The sequence below is a fragment of the uncultured Devosia sp. genome, from assembly GCF_964244875.1.
Taxonomy (GTDB): Bacteria; Pseudomonadota; Alphaproteobacteria; order Rhizobiales; family Devosiaceae; genus Devosia.
In genome coordinates this window covers 57,348-83,122 of the sequence record NZ_CAXTKA010000003.1, presented here as the reverse complement: position 1 = coordinate 83,122, position 25,775 = coordinate 57,348, and the positions used below count along the sequence as shown (strand labels likewise).

24 protein-coding genes are annotated in these 25,775 nt (G+C 63.6%); 16 read left to right on the top strand and 8 right to left on the bottom strand.

The features are described from left to right. Nucleotides 1-26 precede the first annotated feature (26 nt). Nucleotides 27-722 carry a cysteine hydrolase gene (locus tag ACFE8X_RS05110; RefSeq protein ID WP_375450373.1) on the bottom strand — a complete coding sequence of 232 codons (696 nt, stop codon included), beginning with the start codon at nucleotides 720-722 and terminating at the stop codon, nucleotides 27-29. Nucleotides 723-745: 23 nt separating this feature from the next. Continuing rightward, nucleotides 746-2,173 (bottom strand): amidase, encoded by a 1,428-nt coding sequence (locus ACFE8X_RS05105; RefSeq protein ID WP_375450372.1) that lies wholly within the window; start codon nucleotides 2,171-2,173, stop codon nucleotides 746-748. A gap of 271 nt (nucleotides 2,174-2,444) precedes the next feature. Between ACFE8X_RS05105 and ACFE8X_RS05100 the strand changes: the two genes are divergently transcribed. Beyond that, the gene (locus ACFE8X_RS05100) at nucleotides 2,445-3,491 is read left to right on the top strand and encodes a substrate-binding domain-containing protein (RefSeq protein ID WP_375450371.1); all 1,047 of its coding nucleotides are present in this window, start codon (nucleotides 2,445-2,447) and stop codon (nucleotides 3,489-3,491) included. A gap of 217 nt (nucleotides 3,492-3,708) precedes the next feature. Then, entirely contained in the window at nucleotides 3,709-4,128 is a 420-nt protein-coding gene (locus ACFE8X_RS05095; protein WP_375450370.1) for a MarR family winged helix-turn-helix transcriptional regulator, read from the top strand. A 231-nt stretch (nucleotides 4,129-4,359) separates the two neighbouring features. On the opposite strand, the gene ACFE8X_RS05090 is transcribed toward ACFE8X_RS05095, so the two are convergent. From ACFE8X_RS05090 to ACFE8X_RS05075, 4 genes are read right to left on the bottom strand one after another with little or no spacing between them, the layout of a single operon-like run. Continuing rightward, a complete protein-coding gene (locus ACFE8X_RS05090; RefSeq protein ID WP_375450369.1) occupies nucleotides 4,360-5,763 on the bottom strand; it encodes an amidase in 1,404 nt (467 codons plus the stop codon). Nucleotides 5,764-5,787: 24 nt separating this feature from the next. Then, nucleotides 5,788-7,200, bottom strand: a complete 1,413-nt coding sequence (locus ACFE8X_RS05085; protein ID WP_375450368.1) for an amidase — start codon at nucleotides 7,198-7,200, stop codon at nucleotides 5,788-5,790. Between the two features lie 2 nt (nucleotides 7,201-7,202). Then, nucleotides 7,203-8,627, bottom strand: a complete 1,425-nt coding sequence (locus ACFE8X_RS05080) for an amidase (RefSeq protein WP_375450367.1) — start codon at nucleotides 8,625-8,627, stop codon at nucleotides 7,203-7,205. 3 nt (nucleotides 8,628-8,630) lie between these two features. Further along, nucleotides 8,631-8,831, bottom strand: coding sequence for a hypothetical protein (locus ACFE8X_RS05075; protein WP_375450366.1), 201 nt, complete (start codon nucleotides 8,829-8,831; stop codon nucleotides 8,631-8,633). 327 nt (nucleotides 8,832-9,158) lie between these two features. On the opposite strand from ACFE8X_RS05075, the gene ACFE8X_RS05070 reads away from it, so the two are divergent. The 13 genes from ACFE8X_RS05070 to ACFE8X_RS05010 all read left to right on the top strand — a co-directional run bounded on the left by ACFE8X_RS05070 (nucleotide 9,159) and on the right by ACFE8X_RS05010 (nucleotide 22,752). Next, nucleotides 9,159-10,754 (top strand): ABC transporter substrate-binding protein, encoded by a 1,596-nt coding sequence (locus ACFE8X_RS05070; RefSeq protein WP_375450365.1) that lies wholly within the window; start codon nucleotides 9,159-9,161, stop codon nucleotides 10,752-10,754. 83 nt (nucleotides 10,755-10,837) lie between these two features. Beyond that, a complete protein-coding gene (locus tag ACFE8X_RS05065; protein ID WP_375450364.1) occupies nucleotides 10,838-11,794 on the top strand; it encodes an ABC transporter permease in 957 nt (318 codons plus the stop codon). Between the two features lie 11 nt (nucleotides 11,795-11,805). After that, on the top strand, nucleotides 11,806-12,708 hold the full coding sequence (locus tag ACFE8X_RS05060; RefSeq protein ID WP_375450363.1) for an ABC transporter permease: 903 nt from the start codon (nucleotides 11,806-11,808) through the stop codon (nucleotides 12,706-12,708). A gap of 16 nt (nucleotides 12,709-12,724) precedes the next feature. Then, nucleotides 12,725-13,834: an ABC transporter ATP-binding protein gene (locus ACFE8X_RS05055; protein ID WP_375450362.1), complete on the top strand. Its 1,110-nt coding sequence runs from the start codon at nucleotides 12,725-12,727 to the stop codon at nucleotides 13,832-13,834. A gap of 5 nt (nucleotides 13,835-13,839) precedes the next feature. Further along, the gene (locus ACFE8X_RS05050) at nucleotides 13,840-14,895 is read left to right on the top strand and encodes an ABC transporter ATP-binding protein (RefSeq protein ID WP_375450578.1); all 1,056 of its coding nucleotides are present in this window, start codon (nucleotides 13,840-13,842) and stop codon (nucleotides 14,893-14,895) included. A 167-nt stretch (nucleotides 14,896-15,062) separates the two neighbouring features. Continuing rightward, nucleotides 15,063-16,004 carry an acetamidase/formamidase family protein gene (locus tag ACFE8X_RS05045; protein WP_375450361.1) on the top strand — a complete coding sequence of 314 codons (942 nt, stop codon included), beginning with the start codon at nucleotides 15,063-15,065 and terminating at the stop codon, nucleotides 16,002-16,004. A gap of 8 nt (nucleotides 16,005-16,012) precedes the next feature. Next, entirely contained in the window at nucleotides 16,013-17,701 is a 1,689-nt protein-coding gene (locus ACFE8X_RS05040; protein ID WP_375450360.1) for an asparaginase domain-containing protein, read from the top strand. A 10-nt stretch (nucleotides 17,702-17,711) separates the two neighbouring features. Continuing rightward, nucleotides 17,712-18,161: an urease accessory protein UreE gene (gene ureE, locus ACFE8X_RS05035; RefSeq protein ID WP_375450359.1), complete on the top strand. Its 450-nt coding sequence runs from the start codon at nucleotides 17,712-17,714 to the stop codon at nucleotides 18,159-18,161. After that, nucleotides 18,154-18,831, top strand: coding sequence for an urease accessory protein UreF (locus ACFE8X_RS05030; protein WP_375450358.1), 678 nt, complete (start codon nucleotides 18,154-18,156; stop codon nucleotides 18,829-18,831). The genes ureE and ACFE8X_RS05030 overlap by 8 nt, the downstream gene beginning before the upstream one ends. Before the next feature lie 16 nt (nucleotides 18,832-18,847). Next, nucleotides 18,848-19,546, top strand: coding sequence for an urease subunit beta (gene ureB / locus ACFE8X_RS05025; protein ID WP_375450357.1), 699 nt, complete (start codon nucleotides 18,848-18,850; stop codon nucleotides 19,544-19,546). 7 nt (nucleotides 19,547-19,553) lie between these two features. Next, entirely contained in the window at nucleotides 19,554-21,260 is a 1,707-nt protein-coding gene (ureC, locus tag ACFE8X_RS05020) for an urease subunit alpha (protein WP_375450356.1), read from the top strand. After that, on the top strand, nucleotides 21,257-21,901 hold the full coding sequence (gene ureG, locus ACFE8X_RS05015; protein WP_375450355.1) for an urease accessory protein UreG: 645 nt from the start codon (nucleotides 21,257-21,259) through the stop codon (nucleotides 21,899-21,901). The genes ureC and ureG overlap by 4 nt, the downstream gene beginning before the upstream one ends. 35 nt (nucleotides 21,902-21,936) lie before the next feature. Then, on the top strand, nucleotides 21,937-22,752 hold the full coding sequence (locus tag ACFE8X_RS05010) for an urease accessory protein UreD (RefSeq protein WP_375450354.1): 816 nt from the start codon (nucleotides 21,937-21,939) through the stop codon (nucleotides 22,750-22,752). Nucleotides 22,753-22,786: 34 nt separating this feature from the next. Here the strand turns inward: ACFE8X_RS05010 and ACFE8X_RS05005 are convergent, their stop codons facing one another. Together ACFE8X_RS05005 and ltnD are read right to left on the bottom strand one after the other, a co-directional pair. Continuing rightward, nucleotides 22,787-23,674, bottom strand: coding sequence for an NAD-dependent epimerase/dehydratase family protein (locus ACFE8X_RS05005; protein ID WP_375450353.1), 888 nt, complete (start codon nucleotides 23,672-23,674; stop codon nucleotides 22,787-22,789). Nucleotides 23,675-23,704: 30 nt separating this feature from the next. Next, nucleotides 23,705-24,619, bottom strand: a complete 915-nt coding sequence (gene ltnD, locus ACFE8X_RS05000) for an L-threonate dehydrogenase (RefSeq protein WP_375450352.1) — start codon at nucleotides 24,617-24,619, stop codon at nucleotides 23,705-23,707. Between the two features lie 126 nt (nucleotides 24,620-24,745). Here ltnD and ACFE8X_RS04995 point away from each other — a divergent pair, with 126 nt between their 5' ends. Further along, nucleotides 24,746-25,768, top strand: coding sequence for a LacI family DNA-binding transcriptional regulator (locus tag ACFE8X_RS04995; RefSeq protein WP_375450351.1), 1,023 nt, complete (start codon nucleotides 24,746-24,748; stop codon nucleotides 25,766-25,768). Nucleotides 25,769-25,775 lie beyond the last annotated feature (7 nt).

Here is a 25,775-nt window from a genome sequence, read left to right as displayed (position 1 = left end):
ATGCATCGGGAATATCCGGAGGCGGATCACGCCGCCTTGGCCTGGGCGGATTTGTCAATCAGGCCGAGCAGGTATGGCGTGTCCATGACATCGGCAAAAATGGTGTACATGCTGATCAGCGTCCCCAGATGCTCCTCGTCGCTCAGGGTCGCATTGGCATCGCTCATGAAAATGACCTTATAGCCCATCTGCTGGGCATCGCGCGCCGTGCTCTCGCAACAGCAATTGGTCAGCGTGCCACTGATGATCAGGGTGTCGACGCCGCGGGCCTTGAGCTGTTCATCCATGTCGCAAGTGCCCGGAATCAGCGCTGAAAAGCGCGTCTTGTCGACGACGATGTCACCATCCTTCACCTCCATGCAAGGATCGATCTGCCAATCGGGCATACCCGGTCCCATCTTGGCCTGAGCGGCCAGCTGGGTGACGCCCAGCGTCTTGAACCAGAGGTCCCAGCTGATCTTTTCGCTCGGATCGTAGGTATAGCGGGTGAACACGTTGACGCCGCCGCCCGCGCGAACGGCGCTGGAGATGGTATTGATGGTGTCGCTGATCTGGCGCGTCATCGGCACTTCGATGGGTGCGCCCGGCGCCACGAAGCCGACCTGCATGTCGACGATCACGTGGGCGGTCTTGCTCAAATCGATGCCGTCGAAAATGTGGTCCCGGCCGCGCACCGCGCGGACCCGATCGATGATGTGCTGGGGTATGGAAACCTGGTGCATGGCAATGTCCTGAGTTGAATGGGTTAGTGCAGATTTGGGTGGTGGCTGTGCCAACTGGTGACCGCCTGAAAGGCATGCCCGGCCTTAAACAGCAGCGCCTCGTCGAGATGGTGCCCGATCAGCTGGAAGCCCATCGGCACGCCGCGCCTGTCGAACCCGCCATTGAGCGACAGGGTCGGCTGGCCGGTCATGTCGAAGACGGCGGTGAAGCGGACCACGTCGCCCACCTTGCTGGCGCTGTCGCTGCCGCTCCAGTTCGCCGCGTCATCGACCGGGCCGGGAATGCCCGGAACCAGCAGCACGTCACAATCGAGCATGGCGCGGGCAACGGCGCCGTTCAGCTTGAGGCGGTATTGCAGGGCCGCCGCCACCGCCACGCCGCTCAGGGAATGGCCGTGTTCGATGATCCCCCGCAGCACGGGACCGTACTCGTCGGCGCGGCTTGGAAAGGTGGGGGCATGGGCAACAGCACATTCTGCAGCGCAAATCTGCATCCAGTAGTCGCCGAGCCCTTCAAGCGAGGGGAACTTCACTGGCACGAGGCGGGCCCCGAGCGCGGCAAAGGTCGCGATCGTGTCTTGCATCATGGCGACGACCTGGGGATCCACGTCGCCAAAGATATAGCTTTCGTCGATGCCGATCCGGAGCCCCGCGATGGAGCCGCCCAAGGCCGCGAGATAGTCGGGAACCGGGTCGTTGAGGCTGGTCGGATCGCGCGGATCGTGGCCGGCAATGACCGCGAGCATGGCGGCGGCATCGGCGACTGATCGGGTCATCGGGCCCACATGGTCCAGCGAATCGGCAAGCGCCCAGACGCCGGCACGGCTGACCCGGCCCCAGGTCGCCTTGGACCCCACGAGCCCATTGGCGGTGCAGGGCAGGCGGATGGACCCTCCGGTGTCCGAACCGAGCGCGCCATAGCAGAGGCCGGCGGCGGTCGCGACGCCCGAGCCCGACGACGAGGCGCCGGTCCATACCTCGGGCAGCCACGGGTTGACCGGAGTTTTCATTTCGGGATGGTGGCCGGACATCGCGCCTTCGGTCATGGACAGCTTGCCCAAGATCACTGCGCCGGCGGCTTGCAGTCGGTCGATCACCGTCGCGTTGGTTTTGGCCATGTAGTCGTTGTGGATGAACATGCCGGCGCTGGTCGGCGCGAATGTGGTGTCACAGAGATCCTTGACCGCGATCGGCACCCCATGCAGCGGCCCGCGCCAGATGCCGGCCTGCAGTTCCTGCTCGGCCAGTTTTGCGGCGGCGCGAGCCTGTTCGGGCAGCGCGGTGGTATAACTTTGCAGCGCGCCATCGAACGCCTCGATCCGCGCCAGCATGGTTTCGGTCACCTCGACAGGGCTGACTGCGCCGGACCGGATCAAATCCGATACCGCCATCAAGCTGAGGTAAGCCAGGTCATCTGCAGTCCCCAATCCGGCAGGCGCCCTCGCGTCCATGATAATCTCCTGATTGTAACCAATACAGATAATCAAATATCAAAATATCGAAATAGCAAGTGTATTGTTTCATGGTGATTGCCCAAAATATGGGCTGTTTTGATGATCGGTGAAAATTGCATCAAACGTTTGACACGGGGGAATCGGCGTTGCAGTGTGTCGGCGTTGTGACGAACTATTGCCTGGGCAAGTGTTTCGGGAACACGCGATCTGCCGAGCGGCAGGGTCATCGGATCCCGCGACTGCGGGGCTCCTGTCGAAAGGGCGGACGATGAGAGTTGGATTGCTGCATCCCAGAAGCGGTGTCGGCGGCATGTGGGGCCCCTCCATGGATGCTGCGGCCCTGGTGGGCGCCGCCGAGATCAATGCCGCCGGTGGCATACTGGGCGAGGAAATCGAACTTGTCGTCGGTGACTGCGGCTTTTCCATCCGCGAGGCGATCGATGCGGTTGATACCTTGATCGAAGTCGACGGGGTCGATGCGATCGTTGGGGGACACGCCAGCAATGTGCGCGATGCGGTCAGCCGCCGCGTGGCCGGCAAGGTGCCTTATATCTACACGCCGCAATATGAGGGGATTGCCTGTGGTCCATCCACCGTGGCCATTGGTAGTACCGACCACGAATTGATGGCGCCGGCGCTGCAATGGCTGCGCAGCGAGAAGAAAGCCGAGCGGTTCTTCTTTGTCGGCAACGATTATATCTGGCCGCGCATGGCGCTGACGACCACGCAACGACTGATGCGGGAGCAGGGGGCGCATCTGGTCGGACACGCCATCGTGCCGACGAAAATGGCCAGTTATGCCGAATTGCTCAAGCAGATTGCCCAAAGCGGCGCGCAGGTCGTTATCCAGGCGCTGATCGGGCTGAGTTCGGTCGAATTCAACCGCGCGTTTGCCGCTGCGGGGCTCGACGCGAAAATGCTGCGTTTCGGTCTGATCGTCGATGAGACAGTGATTTGCGGGATCGGCGCCGAGTCATCGAACAACCTTTTCACTGCCGCCAGCTATTTTGCGGATCATCACTCCCGATCGAACGATCATTTTCTGGAACGGTATCACGACGCGTTTGGCGCGCTCGCGCCGCCGGTTTCGGCCGGCAGCGTCGGGTATTATGAGGGGCTGCATGTCTTGGCCGGGCTGGCGCGAGACCTGCAGACCCGCAACAGCCGCGCCCTGGCGCATCATCTGCACCGGCCCATGCCGCGGCCGAAGGCCCGTCATATGCTGGGTGACAAACCTGTCGGCAAATGGCCCATGGTCTATATGGGCCGGGCGGAGGGGGTAACGCTCCAGGTCGTGGCGGCGCTGACGCACTAAGCGCTGCCGAGCGTCACCAAATTAATTGAAAATGAAATATTGTCAGTCTCTAATCGTGGTGCTATCCAGTGCACCGGATCGTCTTGCCGATTCCGCCGGGGAGTAAACACGACGCCTGAACGGTAACAGCCGGCAGGACGTTGGTTTGGATGTCGGATTTGGTAGCGAACCGTTTAGTGGAAACTGCAATGAACGAGATACGAAGGAGGAGGGTGCCATGGCAACGATGCGCATGAAGGACCAGCTGGCCTATATGATCGCGAGCGTGAACCGTCAGCTCGAAAACGAGCTGGAAGAGCGCTTGCGGCCGGGCGGGGTGCCGATCGAGCAGTTTCGCATTCTTGAAGTGCTGGATGCCAGCGAACCCTGCGCCATGGGCGAGATCGCCGGCCAGTCGATGATCGAGCCGCCGACGCTGACCAAGATCATCGACAAGATGGTCGCTGATAACCTGGTGTATCGCGCGCCCGATCCGCATGATCGCCGCCGCGTGCTCATCCTCACGGCGCCGGCCGGCAAGACGCTCTACAAACGCCTGCGCGGCGTGTCCAGCGCCCAGGAGCAGCGTATCGTTGAACTGCTGGAGTCCGATGGCGCCGCCGAACTGCGCAACCTGCTGCGCGAATTGATCCAGTAAGGACACGTTGGCCGCCGGGTTTCCGGACGATTTTAACGGGTTGCAACCGCATTCCCGCGCTAACGGGAATGCGAGGTTTGGCGCTTTGCATGTCAAGGACTGGGTTCCCGCTTGCGCGGGAATGACGTTGTGGGTGGGTGGACTACGGAGCACGGCGACTCAAGTGCGCTGCGTCCGACGCGGTGGTGCCGGACGCGAGTAGCACACCCTTGATTGCCCAATTGCTCAAGTTCATAACCCCGGCGGGCGGCGCGTGTGCCAGTCGGTGGCTTGCTGATAGGCATGGGCGACCTTGAGCAGCATGGCCTCTGAGCCGTGCTTGCCGACCAGCTGGAACGCGACCGGGCGGCCGTCTTCGGTATAGCCGCAGGGCAGGGTAACGGTCGGATTGCCCGTGGCGTTGATGGGCGAGGTGAACTTGCCGATGGTGTCGAAACTTTCCGCCACGGAGGCGCGCACTTCGCTCCAGGTCGGCGTGCCCAGGCGAAAGACCGGCATGACGAAGATGTCGATATCGGTAAACATCGCCGCCATTGCGCCGCGGAACTTGTAGCGCTCGATGATGCCCTTGCCGATGTCGATGGCCGTCGCGTCGCGGCCGCTGTCGATCATGGCGGCCAGCCCCGGACCATACATGTCCTTGCGCGAGGGATAGGTCTTATCATGATGCGCCGCGGTTTCCGCCATGGTCATGGCCATGTTGTGCTCGAGCAGCGCCGTGATCGACGGAAATTTGACCGGCCGGGTGGTCGCGCCGATCTCGACCAGGGCCGCAACGGCGTCCTCGAGAAAGCCAATGGTCACCGGGTCGGCGTCGGTGCCGACGAAGTCCCAATCCAGCCCGATCTTGATGCCGCGAGCGCCATAGATGCCGTCGAGTTCGTCGTAGTAGTTCGGGATCGGCGCCGTCAGCGTCGTCGTGTCCTTGGCGTCCCAGCCGGCCAGCGTCTGCAGCATGACCGCCGCGTCTGCTGCCGAGCGGGCCATCGGCCCCAGATGGTCATAGGTGGCCGCCAGGTCGAAAATGCCGAAGCGGCTGATCAGGCCCCAGGTCGGCTTGACCCCGGTCAGCCCATTGCAGGCCGCGGGAAAGCGGATCGAGCCGCCGGTGTCGGACCCGATCGTGGCATAGGCCAGGCCGGCCGCCGCCGACACGCCCGAGCCTGACGAGGACACCCCGGTCCAAAGGTCCGATTTCCATGGATTGACCGGCTCGGGCATGTCGGGATGGTGCTCCAGCGTTGCGCCTTCGGTCATGTGCAGCTTGCCCAGCAGCACCGAGCCGGCATCGGCCAGCTTGGTGACGACGGTGGCGTCGTGGTCCGGCTTGAAATCGGCATAGATGGTCATGCCCCCGGTCGTGGTGATGCCCTGGGTAAAGCACAGATCCTTGACCGCGATCGGGATGCCGTGCATCGGCCCGCGATAGATGCCCTTGCCGATTTCGGCCTCGGCCTTCCTGGCCTGGGCGATCGCCAGGTCCGAAGTAATGGTGGTGTAGGAATTGAGCCCCTGATCATAGGTTTCGATCCGCGACAGGATCGCTTCGGTCACTTCGACCGGAGAAATATCGCGGTTCTGGATGTGCTTGGCGACCGTGGTCAGGGATTGGTAATGGATGTCGTCGAGTGCCATGAGCGATTACTCCGTTCGGTGAAATCAGGAAATCGGGGGGCGGCGCAGGTGCCAGTCGGTCGCCTGTTGATAGGCATGAGCCGCCTTGAGCAGGCCGGCCTCGCTCAGATGCGGACCGATCAGTTGCACGCCGATCGGCATGCCGACTGCAGCCATGCCGCAAGGCATGGTGACGCTCGGGCTGCCCGCGACGTTGAACGGCGAGGTGAAGCCCAAAAAACTCTGCAGGTCGGCCAGATGCTCGTCCATCTTGTCGTAGAGCGCGCCCACCATCGGATAGACCGGCGAGATCAGCGCATCCATGCCCTCGAACATCCGCGCGATCTCGCCCTTGAAGCGATCGCGGGTGATGTAGGCCTTGGCCAGGGTCATCGAGTCATAATGCAGCCCGCGTTCCATGGCGGCCGCCAGCTGCGGCCCGAACAGGGATTTGTCGGCCTCGTAGACCTTTTTGTGAAAGTAAACGCTTTCGGTATCGGTGATGACCATCTGCGCGAAGGTGGCGTCCACCCGCGCGGGCACTTTGACTTCGACGATCGTGGCGCCCAGCGCCTTGAACATCTCCACCACGCCGCGAATGGCCGCGATGGTTTCGTCGTCGACGCCGGTCTCGAGATAGGCCGTGTCCACGCCGATCCGCATGTCGCGAGCACCGAGGACCCCGTCGAGCGCTGCGAGATAATCGGGCACTGGCGCCGCCAGGCTGGTCGGGTCCATGGGGTCGGCGCCGGCAAAGGCGCTGAACATGGCCGCCGCGTCGGCGGCGTTGCGGGTCATCGGCCCGATGGTGTCCAGCGAGTCGGCGAGCGGAAACACGCCATAGCGGCTGGCGCGGCCCCAGGTCGGCTTGAGCCCGGTCACGCCATTGGCCGCCGATGGGAAGCGGATCGAGCCCCCGGTATCGGTGCCCAGGCTGCCAAAGCAGAGGCCCGCCGCCGTTGCCGCACCCGAGCCGGATGACGAGCCGCCGGGCCAATAATCCTTGTTCCAGGGGTTGATGCAGCGGCCCAGGGCCGGGTGGTGTTCGCCGAATGCACCCTCATGCAGATGCAGGCGACCCAGGATGATCGCGCCGGCCATCTTTAGCCGATGCCCGATGGTGGCGTCCTTGTCAGAGACAAAATCCTTGTAGGCCAGCGAGCCGAAGGTCGAGGCTACGCCCTTGGTGTGGAACAGGTCCTTGATGGCGATCGGCACGCCATGCAGCGGGCCGCGATAGCGGCCGGACGCGATCTCGGCCTTGGCGGTTTCGGCCTCGGCGAGCGCGCTTTCGCCGGTCACCGACAGGTAGGAATTGAGCGCTGGATCGATCGCCGCGATGCGCTCGAGCATCATTTGGGTGACGGTCACGGGCGACAGGTCGCCGGCCTTAATCAGGCTCGCAACATCGAGCAGCGAGGCATAGTGCAGATCGTCGTCAGGCAAATTGTACAGCATGATCACGCAGCCTTGGCCTGGAGTGGACGCTGGGGGCGCTGCTGGGTGATGCCCGCAACGGCCTCATAGGCCGCGCCGATCCGCAGCACGGTTGGCTCGTCGAACGGCCGGCCAACGATTTGCGCACTGAGCGGCAGTCCATCGGCTCCAAAGCCGATGGGAAGCGCGAGCGCGGGATTGCCAGTGACGTTGAACGGCCCGGTCATCATGCCGCCCCAGCGGCCCGCATCGGGGCCGAAGTCGGAGAAGGGCGCCGCTGTCCCCAAGGCATTGGGCGCTAGCAGGGCGTCAAAGGTGGCCAGCAGGTCCTGATTGACCGCGGCAGTCAATTCGCGCCGCAAGCGCTGCGCCTGCACGTAGTCGGCCGCCGATAGAACCGCACCCGAAATCAGGTGCTGGTAGGCATAGCGGCCGTAGGCATGCGGCCGGTTCTTGATGTCGGCCTCATGAATGGCATAGGCCTCCGAGAACATGATTACCCGGCAACAGGCATCGAACTGCTCGAAGGCGGGCATGTCGACTTCGTCCACGCTGGCGCCAAGCGCGGCCAGTTGCTGCGCCGTGGCATCGAGCGCCTTGGTCGCGTCCGCGGTCAGAAAGGGATTTTCAAGGTAGAACTTGCGCGTGTAGCCGATCTTGAGCCCTGTCAGGTCCTGGCCCATGGCAGCGCTGAAATCGGGCACTGGGACATTGGCCGAAGCGGGATCGAGCGGGTCATAGCCCGATATCACCTGCATGGTCAGCGCCGTATCCTCGACGCTCCAGGACAGAGGACCGCAATGATCGAGCGAATAGGCGAGGGGCAGAACGCCATAGCGCGACACCCGGCCATAGGTGGGCTTGAGCCCGACCGTGCCGCAAAAGGCCGCCGGGCCCCGGATCGAGCCGCCGGTATCGGACCCCATGGCCATTCGCATCATCCCGGCTGCGACGGCGGCGGCTGATCCGGATGACGAACCGCCGGTGAAATGATCGAGGTTCCAGGGATTACGCGCGGGTGGAAAGGGCAGATCAAAGCTGGGCCCGCCGATGGCGAACTCGAAAGTGCCGACCTTGCCCAGCAGCACGCCGCCACCCGCCGCCAGCTTTGCCGCGACAGTGGAGTCGGTCTTGGGCACATTGTCGCGCAAGAGGTTGGAATGCGCCGTGGTCCGAATGCCGGCAGTGCCGTAGATATCCTTGAGCGCATAGGGAATGCCCTGCATCGGGCCAAGATCGGTGCCGCTGGCGAAGGCTGCATCGGCCTTGTCGGCATCGGCCAGCGCGCGATCCGCCGTGATCAACACGAAGGCATGCACGTCCGGATCGACTGCGGCGATGCGCGTCAAGGCGTCTTCGGTCAGGGCGCGCGCGGTCACCGTGCCGCTGCGCAGGGCCTTGCCGGCTTCGGCGATGGACAGTTCATTGAGGGGGCGGGACATGCTCATCGGTCAATCCTTGGTCGCAAGGCTGAAAGTGTTGGAGGGCTCGGCCGCCACCGTGCGCGGCTGGCGCAGCCAATGCAGGCTCGTCAGCAATCTTTGCGCATTGGCATAAGTGCCGGCCGCGCGATCGGCCGGCGGCACGACGCCGGCATTGCGGAAGCGCTGCTCGATGTCGGCGCTGTCGGGGGTGGAATTTGGCTGTGTCATGGCAAGCCTTCTGGAGGAACCATCACCCTATAATCCATTATTCGATATTTGAAAACGATAATGTCAAATGGTAGATTATTAGACAAGTTGCACAGTTTTTGCGCGATTTGGTGGCTTGTTCCACCCTATCGCTTTGCAACAAAAGCATGTTTTTGCCTTCCGATGCTTCTGCATAGCTCCAATGCAGCGCAAAAATCCTTTTAGATGGAACATTTTAGCTGGCTCGGCGTGTGGCGTTATCAGAACGCTCCACAAGCTGGCACGGCCTTTGCAACATCATCGCTGCAGCGCCTCGCCCCGGCGCATCCGCTTGCAGGAGAAAGCACTATGAATTCATCGAGAATGCGTGGCGTGTTGAAAGTCGCGGCTTTCGCTGTGCTTGCCGGCGCTGGCCTTGTCGGGACTGCCCAGGCGCAGGAAAGCGTCCTTCGCGTCGCCATGACCGCCGCCGACATCCCCGACTTCACCGGCGCACCAGATCAGGGTTACGAGGGCTATCGGTTCGCCGGCTACACCCTTTACGACGCCCTGGCCCTGTGGGACCTGTCGAGTTCCGACAAGGCGGCCGATATCTTGCCGGGCCTCGCCACCAGCTGGGAGATCGACCCGGCCAACAACACGCGCTGGATCTATCACCTGCGCGAAGGCGTCAAGTTCCACGACGGCTGCGACTGGAATGCGGACTCCGCGGTGTGGAATTTCGCCCGCGTCATGGATACCGCATCGCCGCAGTTCAATCCGCGTCATGTCGGCCAAATGGGGACCTATACGGCCCAGATCGCCGGCGTCGAAAAAGTGGACGACTATACCATCGCGATCAGTACCAAGGCGCCTAGCTCGCTGTTTCCCTACGAAATGGCGATGTATTACATGATCTCGAACTGTGCCGTGGAGGCGGCCGGCAACGACTACGTCAAATACGGTGCCCATCCCTCCGGCACCGGTCCCTATATGTTCGACAGCGTCGTGCCGCATGAGCGACTCGAACTGGTGAAAAACCCCAATTACTGGAACGCGGATCGTATTCCCAAGCACGACCGCCTGGTGCTGCTGCCCATGCCGGAAGCGTCGACCCGTGCCGCGGCGCTGCTCTCGGGCCAGGTGGATTTCGTCGAGGCGCCATCGCCCGACACCATTCCGCGCCTCAAGGGCGCCGGGATGAACATCATCACTGTCCCCTATCCGCACAATTGGGACTACATGTTCCGCATGGACGTACCCCCGTTCAATGACGTGCGCGTCCGCCAGGCCGCCAACTACGCGGTGAACCGGCAGGACATGGTCGACATGCTGCAAGGTGTCGCCACGGCGGCCGACCAGACGCTGATCCCGTCGCAGCCCTGGTACGGCAATCCGGTCAAGTATGACTACGATCCGGAAAAGGCCACGGCGTTGCTGACCGAGGCGGGCTGCATGCCCTGCGTCATCAAGGTGGGCATTTCCACCTCCGGGTCGGGCCAGATGCAGCCGCTGCCGATGAACGAATTGGTCAAGGAGCAGCTCGACGCCGCCGGATTTCAGGTCGAACTGATCCCGATGGACTGGAATGCACTGATCGGCGTGTTCCTGGCCGGCGCGGACGGCACCGAATACAACGCCATCAACTTTTCCATGGCTCCCATCGATGCCGTGCAGGGCGTGCTCAAGAAGTGGATGAGCACCAGTGCTTCGCCCAATTGCTGCAACTGGGGCGTCTATAAAAACGATGAAGTCGATGCCCTGGGCGCCCAGGCCATCGCCGAGTTTGATGCCGACAAGCGCAATGCCCTGCTGACCAAGATGAACGAAGCCGTCGTGGCCGACGCGTCCGAACTCTACATCGTGCACGATCTCAACCCGCGCGCGCTCTCGCCCAAGCTTTCCGGCTTTGTCCAGGCTCAAAGCTGGTTCCAGGATCTGACCCCGATCGTGGTTGCACCATAACCGGTCGGCACGCCTGCGGCGGGCGCCCCGGTGCCCGCGGCTACTTTAGGAAATTGTTGCAGCAATAATATTGGAGACATCAGATGTGGCTCTATGCGCTCCGGCGCCTCGTCCTGACCCTGCCGATCCTGTTCGGCGTCACGGTCATCTGCTTCGCCCTGGTCCAGATCGCGCCGGGTGATCCGATCCAGAACCTGTTGTCGCCAACCGCATCGCAAGCCGACGCCGATCGCCTGCGTGCCGCCTACGGGCTCGACCAGCCCTTGCCCATTCAATATGTCATCTGGATCGGCAAGGTGCTGACCGGCGATCTGGGCATGTCCATCGCCAACAATGCGCCGGTGGCCGCCGAGGTGTTCCGCGCGTTCGGCAATACCATCACCATCGCCCTGATCTCGGTGGTGCTGGCCTTCGTGCTGTCGATGATTCTGGGTGTCATCGCCGCCTACCGCTCGGGCAGCATCATCGACAAGGCGATCACCGCCGTCGCCGTGTTCGGCATCAGCGTGCCCACCTTCTGGCTGGGCGTGGTGCTGGTCATCGTCTTTGCGGTCAACATGTTCTGGCTGCCTGCCACCGGCATGGGCGCCAGCGGCTCGAAAACTTTCAACTATTTCGACTGGAACGACTTCAAGTTCGCGATCATGCCGATCATCGCCCTGGCGCTGCCGCCCCTGGGCATCATGACGCGGACCACGCGCGCCTCGCTGGCGGAAATCCTCAACCAGGATTTCGTGCAGACCCTGCGCGCCAAGGGCCTGAGCGAAACCGCCGTCATGTTCCATGCCGTGCGCAATATCATGCCCCAGGCCGTCGCCATGCTGGGCCTGCAGCTCGGCTATCTGATCGGCGGCTCGGTGCTGGTGGAAACGGTGTTCACCTGGCCCGGCACGGGGTTCCTGCTCAACAAAGCCATCCTCACCCGCGATATCCCGCTGCTGCAGGGCACCATTCTCGTGCTCGCGACGGTGTTCGTGCTCATCAACCTCGTCGTCGATCTGGCCCAGTCGCTGATCGATCCTCGCATCAAACGCGCCTGAGGGAGCAGTTCATGTCCGATATTCCGGCCCATCTCGTTTCGGTTCCCACCGCCCCGCCTGTCGCTGCCGACCGCGTTCGCAGCTATTGGGGGAGCGTCTGGAACCGCTTGCGCTACGACTATGTCACCCTGTTCTGCATGGCGCTGATCATCCTGATCGTGCTGTCGGCGATATTCGCGCCATGGCTGGCGCCGATGGACCCCGACAAGTCCAGCATGGCCAACCGCCTGCGGCCGATATTTCACGAGAAGTATTTCCTGGGCACCGACGAGCAGGGCCGCGACCTGCTCAGCCGCATGCTCTATGGCGGGCGCGTATCGCTGCTGATGGGCATCATGCCCGTCTTTCTCGCCACCGTGATCGGCGGCCTGTTCGGCGTCGTTGCAGGCTATTATGGCGGCAAGGTCAACATGGTCATCATGCGCACCATGGACGTGTTCTTCGCCTTTCCATCGGTGCTGCTGGCCGTCGCCATTTCCGGCAGCCTGGGTGGGGGCATCACCAACCAGATGCTGACTCTGACGGTCGTCTTGATCCCGCCGCTGTGCCGCGTCGCCGAAACGGCCACCAGCCAGGTGCGGACCATGGATTTCGTCGACGCTGCCAGGGCCAGTGGCGCGTCCACCCCGTCGATCATCTTCACCCATGTGCTGATCAACGTGCTGTCGCCGGTGCTGGTCTATGCCTCGACACTGGTTTCGGTGTCGATCATCCTGGCCTCCGGGCTGTCCTTCCTCGGCCTCGGCGTCTCGCCGCCAACCGCCGATTGGGGCCTGATGCTGTCGACGCTGCGGCAATCGATCTATGTCGAGCCGCTGGTCACGGCCGTGCCCGGCGTCGCCATTCTCATCACTTCCATTGCCTTCAACCTGGTGAGCGATGGCTTGCGCCAGGCCATGGACGTCAAGGCTTGATCGAAAGGATTTCACAATGACCGATCTGATCGACGCGATCGACGACGCTCCCGACAGCCGCGACCGCGGTGGTCCGGCCCAGCCCATGCTGATCGTGGAAAATATCAAGAAGTATTTCCCGATCCGGGCCGGCCTGCTCAATCGCCAGGTGGCCGAGGTCAAGGCCGTGGACGACATCTCGTTCTACGTGCTCAAGGGTGAAACCCTCGGCATTGTCGGGGAAAGCGGCTGCGGCAAGTCGACCCTGGCGCGCCTGTTGATGTACCTGATGGACAAGGATGCGGGGCACCTGATCCTCGATGGCGATCCGGTGGGCGAAAAGCTCGGCGTGGCTCTCGACGGCCTGCGCCGGTCGCTGCAGATGGTGTTTCAGGACAGCTATTCCTCGCTCAATCCGCGACTGCCGATCGAGCAGTCTGTCGCCTATGGCCCCAAGGTGCAGGGCGCCTCGGCCAAGCAGGCCAAGGAGCAGGCCCGAGCGCTGCTGGACAAGGTGGGTCTCAAGTCGGACCGGTTCGGCCAGCGCTATCCGCACGAGCTGTCGGGTGGACAGAAGCAGCGCGTCAACATCGCCCGCGCCCTGGCGCTGGACCCGCGGCTGTTGATCCTTGACGAAGCCGTTTCTGCGCTCGACAAATCGGTCGAAGCGCAGGTGCTCAACCTGCTCGGCGATCTGAAGGAACAGTTCAACCTCACCTATATCTTCATTTCCCATGACCTGCATGTGGTCCGCTACATCTCGGATCGAGTGCTGGTGATGTATCTGGGTCAGGTGGTCGAGATCGGGCCGGTCGGCAAGATTTACGACGCGCCCAAGCACCCCTATACCCAGGCGCTGCTGGAATGCCGCCTGAGCATGGACCCGGCCGATCGGGTCGAGGCCGCGCCCTTGGCGGGCGACCCGCCCAATCCGGTCAATCCGCCCTCCGGATGCCGCTTTCACACCCGCTGCCCGTATGTCGAGGAGGTGTGCATGTCCAAGGCGCCGGCCTTGGGCGATGTGCTCAAGGCAACGCCCGACCGGCATCTGGCGGCCTGCCACATGGTCCACGCCGGCTCAGGCCACACCAAAGCACCCAAGCCGGCAAACGCGATGAGCTGGGCTCATCTTGGAGTTTCGCCATGAACGAGATGAAATCGCCCGACCTGGCATTGATCCAGCGTCACCCCAAGCCCGCCGATCCCTTCGTGCATGTCGATGATCTCAAGGTACGCTTCGTCAGCCGCGAGGCCACGGTCAAGGCGGTAAACGGCGTGTCGTTCGATCTCGCCAAGGGTGAAGTGCTCTGCGTCATCGGCGAGTCCGGTTCTGGCAAATCGGTGATGATGCGCTCGTTGCTGCGCCTGCATCCCAAGAAGCGCAGCGTCATCGACGGCACCATGCTGGTGGGCGAGCACGACATCACCAAAGTCAGCGACAAGACCATGGGCCAGTTGCGCGGCTCGACCATCTCGATGATCTTCCAGGAGCCGATGACGGCGCTCGACCCGCTCTACACCATTGGCGACCAGATCGCCGAAACCGTGATGCGCCACGAAAAGCTTGACCGCGATGCCGCCTGGAAGCGGGCGCTGGAATTGCTCGAGCTGGTGCGCGTGCCTTCGCCGGAGCGCCGCCTCAAGGCCTATCCGCACGAGCTGTCGGGGGGGCTGCGCCAGCGCGCCATGATCGCCGTGGCGCTGTCCTGCCGCCCCAGCCTGCTGCTGGCCGACGAGCCGACCACCGCGCTCGACGCCTCGGTGCAAATCCAGGTGCTGGTGCTGTTGCGCAAGCTGCAGCGCGACATGGGCATGTCGATGATCTTCGTCACCCACGACCTGGGCGTTGCCGCCCAGATCGCCGACAAGGTGGCGGTCATGTATGCCGGCCGTATTATCGAATATGGCGAGGCGCGCGACGTGCTGGTTAATCCCCAGCATCCCTATACCAAGGCCATGCTGGCCTCCACCATCAAGGACCAGCAGCGCGGGGCCCCGCTCGAAGCCATAGCCGGAACGCCGCCCGACCTGCGCGCCTTGCCCGATGGTTGCAGCTTTGCCCCACGTTGCCCTTATGCCGTGCCGGCCTGCACCGCCGCCATGCCGGTGCCCATCACCGATGCCCGGGCCCATATGGCCCGCTGCATCAAGGTCGGGACGACGAACGGGTTGCTGGCCTTCGATCCGGGAGTGCTCGAACCGGCCTGACGCTGGCCAGGGTCGTCCGCATCTGGGGTCAGCGAGCTGGCTTGCGACAATTTACTAGATAAATCAATAATTGAAATATTGACTATATGGTGGAGCACGGCGATAGTCGTGGGGATAGCCGGCACCAGCCCGGCATGTCGCCGCGGTGACGAACAGGGGGTATCATATTGGCCGAACATCATCTCAAACCCAGCGTCGAGACCTGCCACTGGGGCTATTTCGACGCGACGGAAACACCTGCTCTGCGCGTCAAGAGCGGCGATATCGTCACGATCGATACTGTGACCGGCAACAAGGACGTGCTGCCCGATCCGGCCAGGTTTTTCATCCCGCCTGAACTCGACGGCATTCTGAACGGGCTGACCCCGTTCGGCCCGCATATTTTGACCGGACCGGTTTATGTCGAGGGCGCCAAGCCCGGCAATGTGCTCGAAGTGCGCATCCACGAGGTGTCCTTGCTGCAGGATTGGGGCTTCAACCTCATCATCCCGCTGCTGGGCACGCTGCCTTATGATTATGGCCAATCGCGGCTGGTCAATATCCCCCTCGATATCGAGCGCAACAAGGCCATCATGCCGTGGGGGCTCGAGCTGGAACTGGCGCCGTTCTTCGGCGTGATGGGCCTGGCGCCGCCCAGGGGCTGGGGCCGCATGACCTCAGTCGCGCCGCAGGCGACCGGCGGCAATCTCGATAACAAGGAGCTGATCGCCGGCTCGACCCTCTACCTGCCGGTGTTCGAGGAGGGCGGCCTGTTCTCCTGCGGCGATGGCCATGGGTGCCAGGGCGATGGCGAGGTCAACGTCACCGCCATCGAGACGGCCTTGCGTGGCAAGTTCGAATTCATCGTCCGCGACGATCTCACTTTCACCTATCCACGCGCCGAAACGCCCACCCATCATATCACCATGGGCATGGACCCGGACCTGGACCAATGCGCCATCACTGCCCTGCGCGACATGATCGTGCTGCTCGGCGACAAGACCGGCCTGTCCAGCGAGGACGCCTATATGCTGTGCAGCCTGGCGGGGGATTTGCACATCACCCAGACGGTCAACGGGTCCAAGGGCGTCCACATGATGATGGACAAAAAGAACTTCCAGGCGGCTTGAGAAGCACTATGAGCAAAATTCGCATCGCCCACATGGCGGGTCCCACCGCCACCATCCAGAATACGCCGCCGCTGGTCACCTCCAACAAGGCGCGCCTGCGCAAGGGCCTGCCGCCGCTCACTGCCGGCAATGGCAACGCCGCGGCCTTCGACGCGTTGCGAGCGCAAAAGCTAGCCGCGCCGGTCAAGGTCTATGTCGAGCAATTTTCCGCCCATCCGCTGGAAGCCGATACCGCCGAGTTGTATGGTCCGCCCGATGGCTATCTCGGTGCCGACGGCAGTTTTTCGCCCGACCGTAAAAGCGACGCCGACAAACCTGTCTATGAGATCGAACTGACCCCCGACGACGGGCTCTATCCGCTGCCCTACATGGCCTTGCAGCAGGATGGCCAGCCTTGGGAGGAGGAAGCGACCTATCCCGGCAGCCCGCTTTCGCGCCAGGGGTTCTTTCCCGATGGCTCGCGCAGCTTCGAGGAAATCGACCGGTTGTCGATCGACGCCAACGGCAAGGTCAACCTGATCGGGGGCAGGGCGGACGTGGATTTCTACCGTGTCGCCCCGCCGGGCGGTTTTACCAAGGGCCTGCCCAATGCCCTGCGCGCCGACGAAGGCGACGGAGACACCGCCACCGAAAGCATGGGCTTTGATTTCTTCGGCTACAAGCCTTGGCACCTCGCCAAGTCTCCGCCACGGCCGACACTCGCCAAGATCACCAACGACGTGCAGTCCATCATGTCGTCCGGCAAATATGATGGCGCCATCTGGACGCAAGGCTCGCCGCAGATCGAGGAAACTGCCTATTGGTTCAACCTCCTGATCGACACCAACCTGCCGATCGCCTGCAATGCCGCGCAGCGGCCACAGGGCCAGATCAGCAATGATGGCCCGGCCAATATCGTGGACTCTGTCACCTATATCGAATCGGGCATCTGGAAGGACGGGCATGGCGGCAATCGCGCCGGCACCGTGGTGATCCAGGAGCAGCAATTCTTTGCCGCCCGCGAAGTCGCCAAGGTCGATGCGCGCCCCGGGGGCTACGTCGCCACCGGCGGACATGGCGGCATTCTGGGCCAGGTCACCCATATGGGCGCGCCCTACATGATGTACGTGCCGGCCTACAAACACACGGCTACATCCGAGGTGAACATCAACAAGCTGCCGTCTGCGGTCGCCACCTCCCGGCTGGGGCCGAACGGGCTGGAAGTGGCCGAAATCCAGATCAAGGATGCCCAAGGCAAGCTCCTCCCCGATGCCATCCCATCGGTATCGATCATCAAGGAGGGTGGCTACTTCGCCGATGCCTTCGGCGACGATCCGGCGCCGGAAGCCGATCTGGATTTTCAGATCAAGCACAAGCTCTCGAGCGGCCGCCTTGGCGGTTTCGTCATCGAAGGCCTCGTGCCCTACGGCAATATCACCTCCGAACTGCGCGGCCAGATGCTGCGGGTGGCCAGCCTTTCCGGCATTCCCGTGGCCCGTACCGGACGCGGCTATCCCGAAGGCTTTTCGGACCCCGAGCCCTGGACGATTTCGGGCATGAACCTGACCTCGACCAAGGCGCGCCTGCTGTTGATGGCGTGCCTGATGAAGTTTGGTGCGCTGCCGCTCGCAGCCGATCCAAGCAAGCCGACGCCGGCGGAAATCGACGCCCTGCGCGCGGCGATGGTGCCCTACCAGCAGGTTTTCAACACGCACTAGGAGAAGCGGTTTGCTCAGGCTGCACGGCATCATCGGCACCGAGGGGGACCCAACGCACCGGGACATGCTACACGCGCTCGATCATGTGGGCGGTGTCGAGCTGTTGTTCGTGCCGCCCGCAGACGCCGGTCGCAAGCGCTTTCGCCTGCTCACCGACCGGGGCACCGACTGCGCCGTCAGCATCGACCGCGACGAGACGCTGACCGATGGCGCGCTGCTCTATATCGATCCGCAACGCGCCATCATCGCGCGCTTCGGCGAGCAGGCGGTCTGGCGCCTGCGACCGCGCGACCAGGCGGCGGCCCTCAAGCTCGGCTGGAATGCCGGCAATCTGCATTGGCGCGTTCGCTTCGAAGCCGATTGCCTCGCCATCCTGCTCGATGGCCCGCTGCATACCTATCGCGCCCGCATCCTGCCGCTGCTCGATGAGGGCGACGTGGTGGAGCTCGAGGATGTTTGACACTGCCGCCGCCCTGGCCTTGTTGCAATATGGCGATAGCGCCTATCCGGCCGGCGGCTTCGCGTTCTCCTGGGGCGTGGAAGGCCTGGCGGCCGATGGCCTGTTGAGCGAGTCGGCCGATCTCGACGATCTGGTGTTCGAGCATGTGGCGTTTCGCTGGAACACCATGGACCGTATCCTGCTGCGACGCGCTTTCGTTGCTGCAGACCTGGATGCGATCGCTGCTGCCGATCGCACCGCCGAGGCTGCGACCCCGTCCGCGCAGATGCGCGATGGCTCGCATCGTGCCGGCCGCGCCTTGCTTGGCGTGTCCGTCCGCCTCGGCGGCTCCCTGTCCACTGCCTATCGCGCCATGCTGACGGCCGACGCGCGGCTCGGCCATTTGCCGATCGTGCAGGCCATCGTCTATCGCGATGCAGGCATCGGGCTCGATGCGGCGCAATTGCTGTCGGGCTGGACGCTCGTCACGGGCCTGGTCAGCGCCGCTGTTCGCCTCGGCACGATCGGGCACATCCAGGCCCAGCAAAGCCTGGCCACGGCGCGCCGCGTGCTGGAAACGCTGCTCGCCGAAACGCCAACGGCGCACGCCCAGCCGTCCAGCTTCACGCCGCTCATCGATATCGCCGTGTCGCGCGGTCCTTCGCGCCACGTCCGCATGTTTTCCACCTGACCGCGAGGCGCCCGCTATGATGAATCTGTCGCCGACCGAAATGGATCGCCTGGTGATCTTTACCGCGGCCGAACTGGCACGGCGCAATCGCCGCCTGGGCATCCGCCTCAGCCATCCCGAAGCCGTTGCCTTCCTGACCGACGAGGTGCTGGTCGCTGCCCGCCGCGACATGCCTTATGCGCAGATCCGCGACATGGCGAGCCGGCTGTTGAGCACCGACGATGTCGAGCCCGGCGTCGCCGAGATGATCACCATGCTCTACATCGAATGCCTCTTTGCCGAAGGCACCAAGGTCATGGCGCTGTTCGAGCCGATCCAGCGTGGCCTAGAGCCCTTGCTCGATGCCGTGGTGCCCGGCGAAATCATCTCGCCGCCGGATGATATCGAGATGTTCGCCGACTTGCCGGTGGTGACGCTTGACGTGATCAATACCGGCGACCGCGACATCCAGGTGCGCAGCCACACCCATTTCTTTGAAACCAACCGCGCCTTGCGCTTCGATCGCTCGGCTGCCTATGGCATGAAAATCGACCGGCCGTCCGGCACCGGCATTCGCTTCGAGCCCGGCGTGGTCAAGTCCGTGCGGCTTGTGCCCATCGACGGCCACCGGGTTATCCGCGGCGCCGCGGGCCTGGTCATGGGCTCGCTCGACGCGCCCGGCATGCGCGAACAAGCCCTCGAACGCGCCCGCGCCCGTTCCTATCTCGGAGCGTAGGAGTACCATGGCCACGATCAGCCGCCGCGCCTATGCCGATCTTTACGGGCCCACCAAGGGTGACGTCATTCGCCTGGGCGATACCGAACTCTTTGCCGAGATCGAGCACGATTTCACCACCTACGGCCATGAATTGCTGATCGGCGCCGGCAAGAACCTGCGCGATGGCGAAGGCATCAATGGTCACCTGAAGTCGTCCGACAAAATCCTCGATATCGTCATCAAGAACGCCACCATCATCGATGCCGTCGCCGGCATCATCAAGGCCGATATCGGCATCCGCGACGGCCGTATCGTCGGCATCGGCAAGGCCGGCAATCCTGACATCATGCCCGATGTGCATCCCGACATGATCGTCGGCCAGACCACCTCGCCGGTCTCGGGCGCCAATTTCATCGTCACCGCCGGCGCGGTGGAGTCCCATGCCCATCTGGGCTCGCCCGAGCAATCCGACCATGCGCTCGCCGGCGGCACCACCACCATGATCGGCAACGGCCCCGGCCCGCTGTTTGATGTCGGCAGCGGCAGCACCACGACCTTTGGCCGGTTCCTGCAGGCCTGCGAATTCTCCCCGCTCAATTTCGCCCTGTTCGGGCGCGGCGCCTCCAATGCCGAAGCTGTCGAGGAGTCAGTCGCTGCCGGCGGCATGGCCGTCAAGATCCACGAAGATTTCGGTGCCGCGCCTTCTGTCATCGACCAGAGCCTGGTCGCCGCCGACCGCAACGATTTCGCGGTGCACCTGCACACCGATTCGATCAACGAGTTCGGCTTTTGCGAAGACACCATGAATGCCTGCGAGGGCCGCACCATCCACATGTACCATGTCGAGGGGGCAGGGGGCGGCCACGCGCCGGACCTGCTCAAGGTCGTCTCCTACGACAACGTCATTCCATCCTCGACCAACCCCACCAATCCCTACACCAGCTACGGGATGGAGGAGGGTGTGCCGATGACCATGATCGCCCATCAGCTCAACTACAATACGCCCGAGGACGTCGCGTTCGGCGAGGCCCGTGTCCGCGCCCAGTCCATGGCCGCGGAGGATTTCCTGCACGATATGGGCGCCATCTCGATCTTTGGCACCGACACCCAGGGCATGGGGCGGCTGGCCGAAAACGTCGCCAATTGCTGGCAACTGGCGAGCGTGATGAAAGAACGCATCGGCCGCCTGCCGGACGAAAGCACGGCCATGGCCGATAACGAGCGCATCAAGCGCTATATCGCCAAGCTCACCCTCAATCCCGCCATCGCGGTAGGGATCGATGCCCATGTCGGCTCAGTCGAGGTGGGCAAGCTGGCCGACCTGGTGCTGTGGCCGCGCGCCTCGTTCGGCATCAAGCCCTATATGGTGATCAAGGCCGGTTTTATCGTCTGGGCCGCCATGGGCGACGGCAATGGCAGCCTGGGGCTTGCCGAGCCGATGATCCAGAAGCGCATGTGGGGCGCACTGGGCGATGCGCCCAAGCATCTGGGCGTCAATTTCGTGTCCAAGCTCGCCATCGACGCCGGGGTCGGCCAGCGGCTGGGCCTGGGCAAGCAGATGGTGCAGATCAGGAACGTGCGCGGCCTGCGCAAGACCGACATGGTGCGCAATGCGGCGATGCCCCATGTGGACGTCGATCCGCAAACCTTCGAGGTGCGCGCCGATGGGGAGCTGCTGATGTGTCCGCCCGCGACCAAGGTCCCTCTGGCGCGGCGGTACATGCTGCGATGAACCAGATGCTTGCAAACGGCGCTTCTACCCGAATTGCCGCGGCCCGCGTTGGCATCGGCGGCCCGGTCGGGTCTGGCAAGACGGCGCTCGTCGAACGGTTGATCCCGGCGCTTATGGCGCGCGGCATCGATATCGCCGTGATCACCAACGATCTGGTGACCGCCGAGGATGCCGAACGCATCCGCCGCTCCGGCCTGATCGATCCCGCCCGTGTCTCGGCGGTGGAAGCCGGTGCTTGTCCCCATACGGTGATCCGCGAAGATCCCACGCTCAACATCGAAGCCGCCGACGAACTCGAGCGGCGTTTTCCCGGCGTCGAGCTGATCCTGCTCGAAAGCGGCGGTGACAATCTGGCGTCCACCTTTTCGCGCGATCTGACCGACTTCTGGATGTTCGTCATCGATGTCGGCGGCGGCGACGATATTCCCCGCAAGCGCGGCCCGGGCGTCATCCGCTCGGACGTGCTGGTCATCAACAAGACCGACCTTGCGCCCTATGTCGGGGTCGATCTCGAGCGCATGCACCGCGAGGCGCTCGCCGTGCGTGACAACCGGCCCGTCCTGATGACCAATTGCCGGCGCGGCGAAGGCATCGACGCGGTGGTCGATATCATCGAGCGCGAAGTGTTGTTCCGGGGGTGAACGCGCCACTGCCACTTCGGCCCGCCGCCCTCGACATGAGCTTTGCCCGCCGGGGCGATCGCACCGTGCTGGATCGGCGGCTGTTCGCCTGGCCGTTCGTTTTGACCCGCACGTTCCTGCTCGATGCCGTTCCGGCCCATATGCTGACGGTGATCGTGCAGACCAGCAGCAGCGCCGTGCATGGGGAGGACCGGTTGCTGCAGCGGCTGCATCTGGGGCAGGGCGCTGCCGCCCATGTGACGACCCAAGGCGCCTCGCCCATCCACCGCGCCCATCCCGGCATGATCGCGCGCGAGGCCGTGGATATCACCCTGGAGCCCGGCGCGTTCCTCGAATACCTGCCCGAGCCGCGCATCCTCTTTCCCGGCGCGGCGCTGGAGCAGACTATCGACATCGATTGCGCGCCCGATGCCACGATGCTCGTGTCCGATGCGTTCACCGTCCACGATCCCGGCCAGACCGGCGCCGGTTTTCGTCAACTGGCCTCCACCCTGACCTTGCGTTTCGATGGTGGTGAACCGGCGCTGATCGATCGGTTCGACATCGCCCATCTTGGACGCGGCCGTTTCGCGCGCTATACCGCGTTCGGCACGCTGGTGATGGTCGCGCCCGCACCGGCCGAAAAGCTGGCGCAGCTGGCCCTTGATCTATCGGCCGCGCTGGCGACAGTTCCTGGCCTTTATGGCGCGGCCAGCCTGCTGCCCGGCGATATCGGTATCGGTATACGGCTCGCCGGCGATGACCTGCGCACCATTCGCTGCGGTCGCGACCTGGCCTGGATTGCCTCGCGCCGCTTTGTGTGCGGCCACGAGCCGGTATCGCGCCGCAAAGGCGATGACCTGCGGCGGTAAAAGCGCTTCGGCGGTTTAACGGCGCCGCGCGGGGTCAGACATATTGCCGCCAATTGTGCTGTTCCTTGAAGCCCAGCACCTCGCGGATCTTCCGGTTGGAGATCGGCGCCTCGGAAGCGCCCATGGCGCGCGTGATTGGCGAGTGTGGCGCCCATTGCGCCAGGAACTCGGTCGTCGGGGCATTGGCTGTGATTTCGTCGTTGACGGCGTTGAACACCTGGTAGCCCAACCCGTCCTTGCCGATACACAGATCGACGATCTGGCCGAGATCGCGCGCATCGATATAGCTCCAGGCATTGCGCTTGCGCGAGGCCGGATCGGCCAGGAACCCGGGGAACATGGTGTATTCGTGCGGCTCGATTACATTGCCGATGCGCAGTGCATAGATGTCGATACCGCTGCGCATGGCAAAGGCGCGGGCGGTCTTTTCGTTGACCACCTTGCTCAGCCCATAGCTGTCCATCGGGTCGCTGTCATAATCCTCCTCCAGCGGAAAGCTGTGGAAGTCCTTGTCGCCCTCGGCAAAGCACACGCCGTAAGTGGTTTCGCTCGAGGCAATGATGACCTTCTTGATTCCCAGCTTCACCGCTGCCTCGATGACATTGTAGGTCGAGTTGACATTGGCGGTGAAGGTCGTGTTGTCCGGTCGCAGCAGCACGCGGGGCACCGCCGCGAAATGCACCACGGCATCGACCGGGGCAGGGCCGGTGCCACTGGTGAAGCCGTCGAAATCGAAGTGCATCGACAGCGCGTTGAAAGCCTGGCCGCTGTCGGTCAGGTCGGTCACCACCGTGTTGACGCCCGGATGGTTGAGCGGCACCAGGTCCAGATTGAGCACCTCGTGGCCGCGATCCAGCAGATAGGGCACGACATGCCGGCCGGCCTTGCCGCTGCCGCCGGTGAATACAATGCGCTTGCTCATGGAATCTCCGAAAATGGTCGTGCTTGCGTTTCACGCCGTCTTTGCCGGCGGCAGGTCAATGCCGGTGATCTGGGCGATCAGCCGGGCCGGCGATGAATCGTCGTCGCGCCCCATACCCGCCGCCGCCGTCATCAGGAACATCTGCAAGGCAGAGGCGGCTATGGGCAGGGGAAAGGTTTCGGCCCGGCCGATGTCGCTGACGATGCCGAGATCCTTGGTGAAGATATTGACCGCGCTTTTGGGCGCATAATCGCCATCCAGGATATGAGGCACCCGGTTCTCGAACATCCAGGAATTGCCCGCCGAGGCGGTGATCACCTCATAAACCTTGGCAATGTCCAGCCCCAGTTTGCTGGCAAAAGTTATGGCCTCGCAGGCCGCCGCGATGTGGACGCCGGCCAGGAGCTGGTTGACGATCTTGAACGACGCGCCGATGCCGGCTTCGTCGCCAAGTTCGTAGACCTTGCCCGCCATGGCATCGAGCGCGGGCCGGGCTGCGGCGAAGGCTTCGTCTGTGCCCGAGGCCATGAAGGTCAGCTCGCCCGAGCCCGCCCGCACTGCGCCGCCGCTCATGGGCGCATCGAGGTAGAGCACGCCCTGCTCGGCGCAACGCGCTCCGAGCGCCTTGGCTGCGGCTGGCGCCATGGTGGCGCAGGAAATGACTACCCCGCCGGGCGCCATCGCCGGCACGATGCCGTCCGCGGCAAACAACACTGCTTCGGTCTGCGCTGCATTGACCACGACCACGGCGACAATCTGCGCGTCGGCGGCGGCATCGGCGGGGCTCGTGCCGGCACGGCCGCCCGCCTCGGCAAGTGCCGCGATCGCGACCGCCGTAACATCGTAGCCGCTGACCTCGTGGCCGGCACGCAGCAGCGATCTGGCCATGCCCAGGCCCATCGATCCAAGCCCGATCACGGCGATTTTGCTGGTGCTGCCTGCCATTGTTTGTCCTCGACGAGCGATTGCGCCCGCACAATTTGCCGCTTATGTTAGCGCTGTCATAGTCGGGCGATGATGACCATTCCCGACTGCCGAGTCAACCAGATCAGCGGGGCAGACGCTTCAGCGATGGGCAGCAAGCGATACGCGGGACGCCGGCAGGGGGTGACGCTGACCGACGTGGCTCAATTGGCCAAGGTCAGCGAAATCACGGTATCGCGCATCGTGCGCAACCATGGCCCGGCCGCCGATGCAACGCGCCAGCGGGTCATGGCGGCGGTGCGCCAACTCGGCTATGTGCCCAACCGCCTGGCCGGCGGCCTCGCTTCGTCCGGCTCCAAGCTCGTCGGCGTCATCGTGCCGTCACTGACCAACGTCGTCTTTCCCGAAGTCCTCGGCGGCATCCGTTCGGCCCTGGAGGGAACCGGTTTCCAGGCCGTTATCGGCGTCACCGATTACGATCTCGATGTCGAGCAGGACCTGGTCGCTTCCCTCCTGGCCTGGCGGCCGGAGGCACTGGTGATTGCCGGCTTCGACCATACCGAAGCGGCGCGCGCCATGCTCGAGAGCAGCGGCGTCCGCATCGCCGAGATCATGGAAATCGACAACCAACCGATCGATGTGGCGGTCGGCTTGTCCCACCGGCAGGCCGGCTTCGATACTGGGCGCTATCTGCTGGAGCGCGGTTACCGCCGCTTCGGCTATGTCGGCCACGATTGGGTGTCGGACCGCCGCGCTCGGCTCCGCCATGATGGCCTCGTTGCGGCGTTGCGCGAGGCAGGCCTCGACCTGCTCGAAACCCGCCGCGTCGAAGGGCCGAGTTCCACGCTGGCCGGCCGCGATCTGCTGGCGGCGCTCCTGTCCAGTCGGCGGGACCTGGACGTGGTCGTCTTTTCCAATGACGACATGGCGACCGGCGGCGTGTTTCATTGCCTGGGCGCCGGTATTCAACCCAAGGCCGATCTGGCCCTGTTCGGCTTCAATGGACTTGATATCGGACAGGCTTTGCCCATGCCATTGTCCACCATGCGCTCCAACCGCTTTTTGGTCGGCAAGACCGCCATCGAGCGGCTGCTGTCGCAGCGGGAACGGCCGGACACGCAGGAAATCGTCGATACCGGCTATGAAATCCTGGCCGGCGCCACCGCCTGAACACGAG

What these genes read in the sequence shown, in the direction of transcription:
- ureB (WP_375450357.1), top strand. Translation starts at nt 18,848, where the DNA reads ATGATGAATCTGTCGCCGACCGAAATGGATCGCCTGGTGATCTTTACC.
- ltnD (WP_375450352.1), bottom strand. Translation starts at nt 24,619, where the DNA reads ATGGCAGGCAGCACCAGCAAAATCGCCGTGATCGGGCTTGGATCGATG.
- ACFE8X_RS05100 (WP_375450371.1), top strand. Translation starts at nt 2,445, where the DNA reads ATGAGAGTTGGATTGCTGCATCCCAGAAGCGGTGTCGGCGGCATGTGG.
- ureG (WP_375450355.1), top strand. Translation starts at nt 21,257, where the DNA reads ATGAACCAGATGCTTGCAAACGGCGCTTCTACCCGAATTGCCGCGGCC.
- ACFE8X_RS05005 (WP_375450353.1), bottom strand. Translation starts at nt 23,674, where the DNA reads ATGAGCAAGCGCATTGTATTCACCGGCGGCAGCGGCAAGGCCGGCCGG.
- ACFE8X_RS05040 (WP_375450360.1), top strand. Translation starts at nt 16,013, where the DNA reads ATGAGCAAAATTCGCATCGCCCACATGGCGGGTCCCACCGCCACCATC.
- ACFE8X_RS05110 (WP_375450373.1), bottom strand. Translation starts at nt 722, where the DNA reads ATGCACCAGGTTTCCATACCCCAGCACATCATCGATCGGGTCCGCGCG.
- ACFE8X_RS05080 (WP_375450367.1), bottom strand. Translation starts at nt 8,627, where the DNA reads ATGAGCATGTCCCGCCCCCTCAATGAACTGTCCATCGCCGAAGCCGGC.
- ACFE8X_RS04995 (WP_375450351.1), top strand. Translation starts at nt 24,746, where the DNA reads ATGGGCAGCAAGCGATACGCGGGACGCCGGCAGGGGGTGACGCTGACC.
- ACFE8X_RS05010 (WP_375450354.1), top strand. Translation starts at nt 21,937, where the DNA reads ATGAGCTTTGCCCGCCGGGGCGATCGCACCGTGCTGGATCGGCGGCTG.
- ACFE8X_RS05095 (WP_375450370.1), top strand. Translation starts at nt 3,709, where the DNA reads ATGGCAACGATGCGCATGAAGGACCAGCTGGCCTATATGATCGCGAGC.
- ACFE8X_RS05050 (WP_375450578.1), top strand. Translation starts at nt 13,840, where the DNA reads ATGAAATCGCCCGACCTGGCATTGATCCAGCGTCACCCCAAGCCCGCC.
- ACFE8X_RS05075 (WP_375450366.1), bottom strand. Translation starts at nt 8,831, where the DNA reads ATGACACAGCCAAATTCCACCCCCGACAGCGCCGACATCGAGCAGCGC.
- ACFE8X_RS05105 (WP_375450372.1), bottom strand. Translation starts at nt 2,173, where the DNA reads ATGGACGCGAGGGCGCCTGCCGGATTGGGGACTGCAGATGACCTGGCT.
- ACFE8X_RS05065 (WP_375450364.1), top strand. Translation starts at nt 10,838, where the DNA reads ATGTGGCTCTATGCGCTCCGGCGCCTCGTCCTGACCCTGCCGATCCTG.
- ACFE8X_RS05055 (WP_375450362.1), top strand. Translation starts at nt 12,725, where the DNA reads ATGACCGATCTGATCGACGCGATCGACGACGCTCCCGACAGCCGCGAC.
- ACFE8X_RS05090 (WP_375450369.1), bottom strand. Translation starts at nt 5,763, where the DNA reads ATGGCACTCGACGACATCCATTACCAATCCCTGACCACGGTCGCCAAG.
- ureC (WP_375450356.1), top strand. Translation starts at nt 19,554, where the DNA reads ATGGCCACGATCAGCCGCCGCGCCTATGCCGATCTTTACGGGCCCACC.
- ACFE8X_RS05070 (WP_375450365.1), top strand. Translation starts at nt 9,159, where the DNA reads ATGAATTCATCGAGAATGCGTGGCGTGTTGAAAGTCGCGGCTTTCGCT.
- ACFE8X_RS05085 (WP_375450368.1), bottom strand. Translation starts at nt 7,200, where the DNA reads ATGCTGTACAATTTGCCTGACGACGATCTGCACTATGCCTCGCTGCTC.
- ACFE8X_RS05060 (WP_375450363.1), top strand. Translation starts at nt 11,806, where the DNA reads ATGTCCGATATTCCGGCCCATCTCGTTTCGGTTCCCACCGCCCCGCCT.
- ACFE8X_RS05030 (WP_375450358.1), top strand. Translation starts at nt 18,154, where the DNA reads ATGTTTGACACTGCCGCCGCCCTGGCCTTGTTGCAATATGGCGATAGC.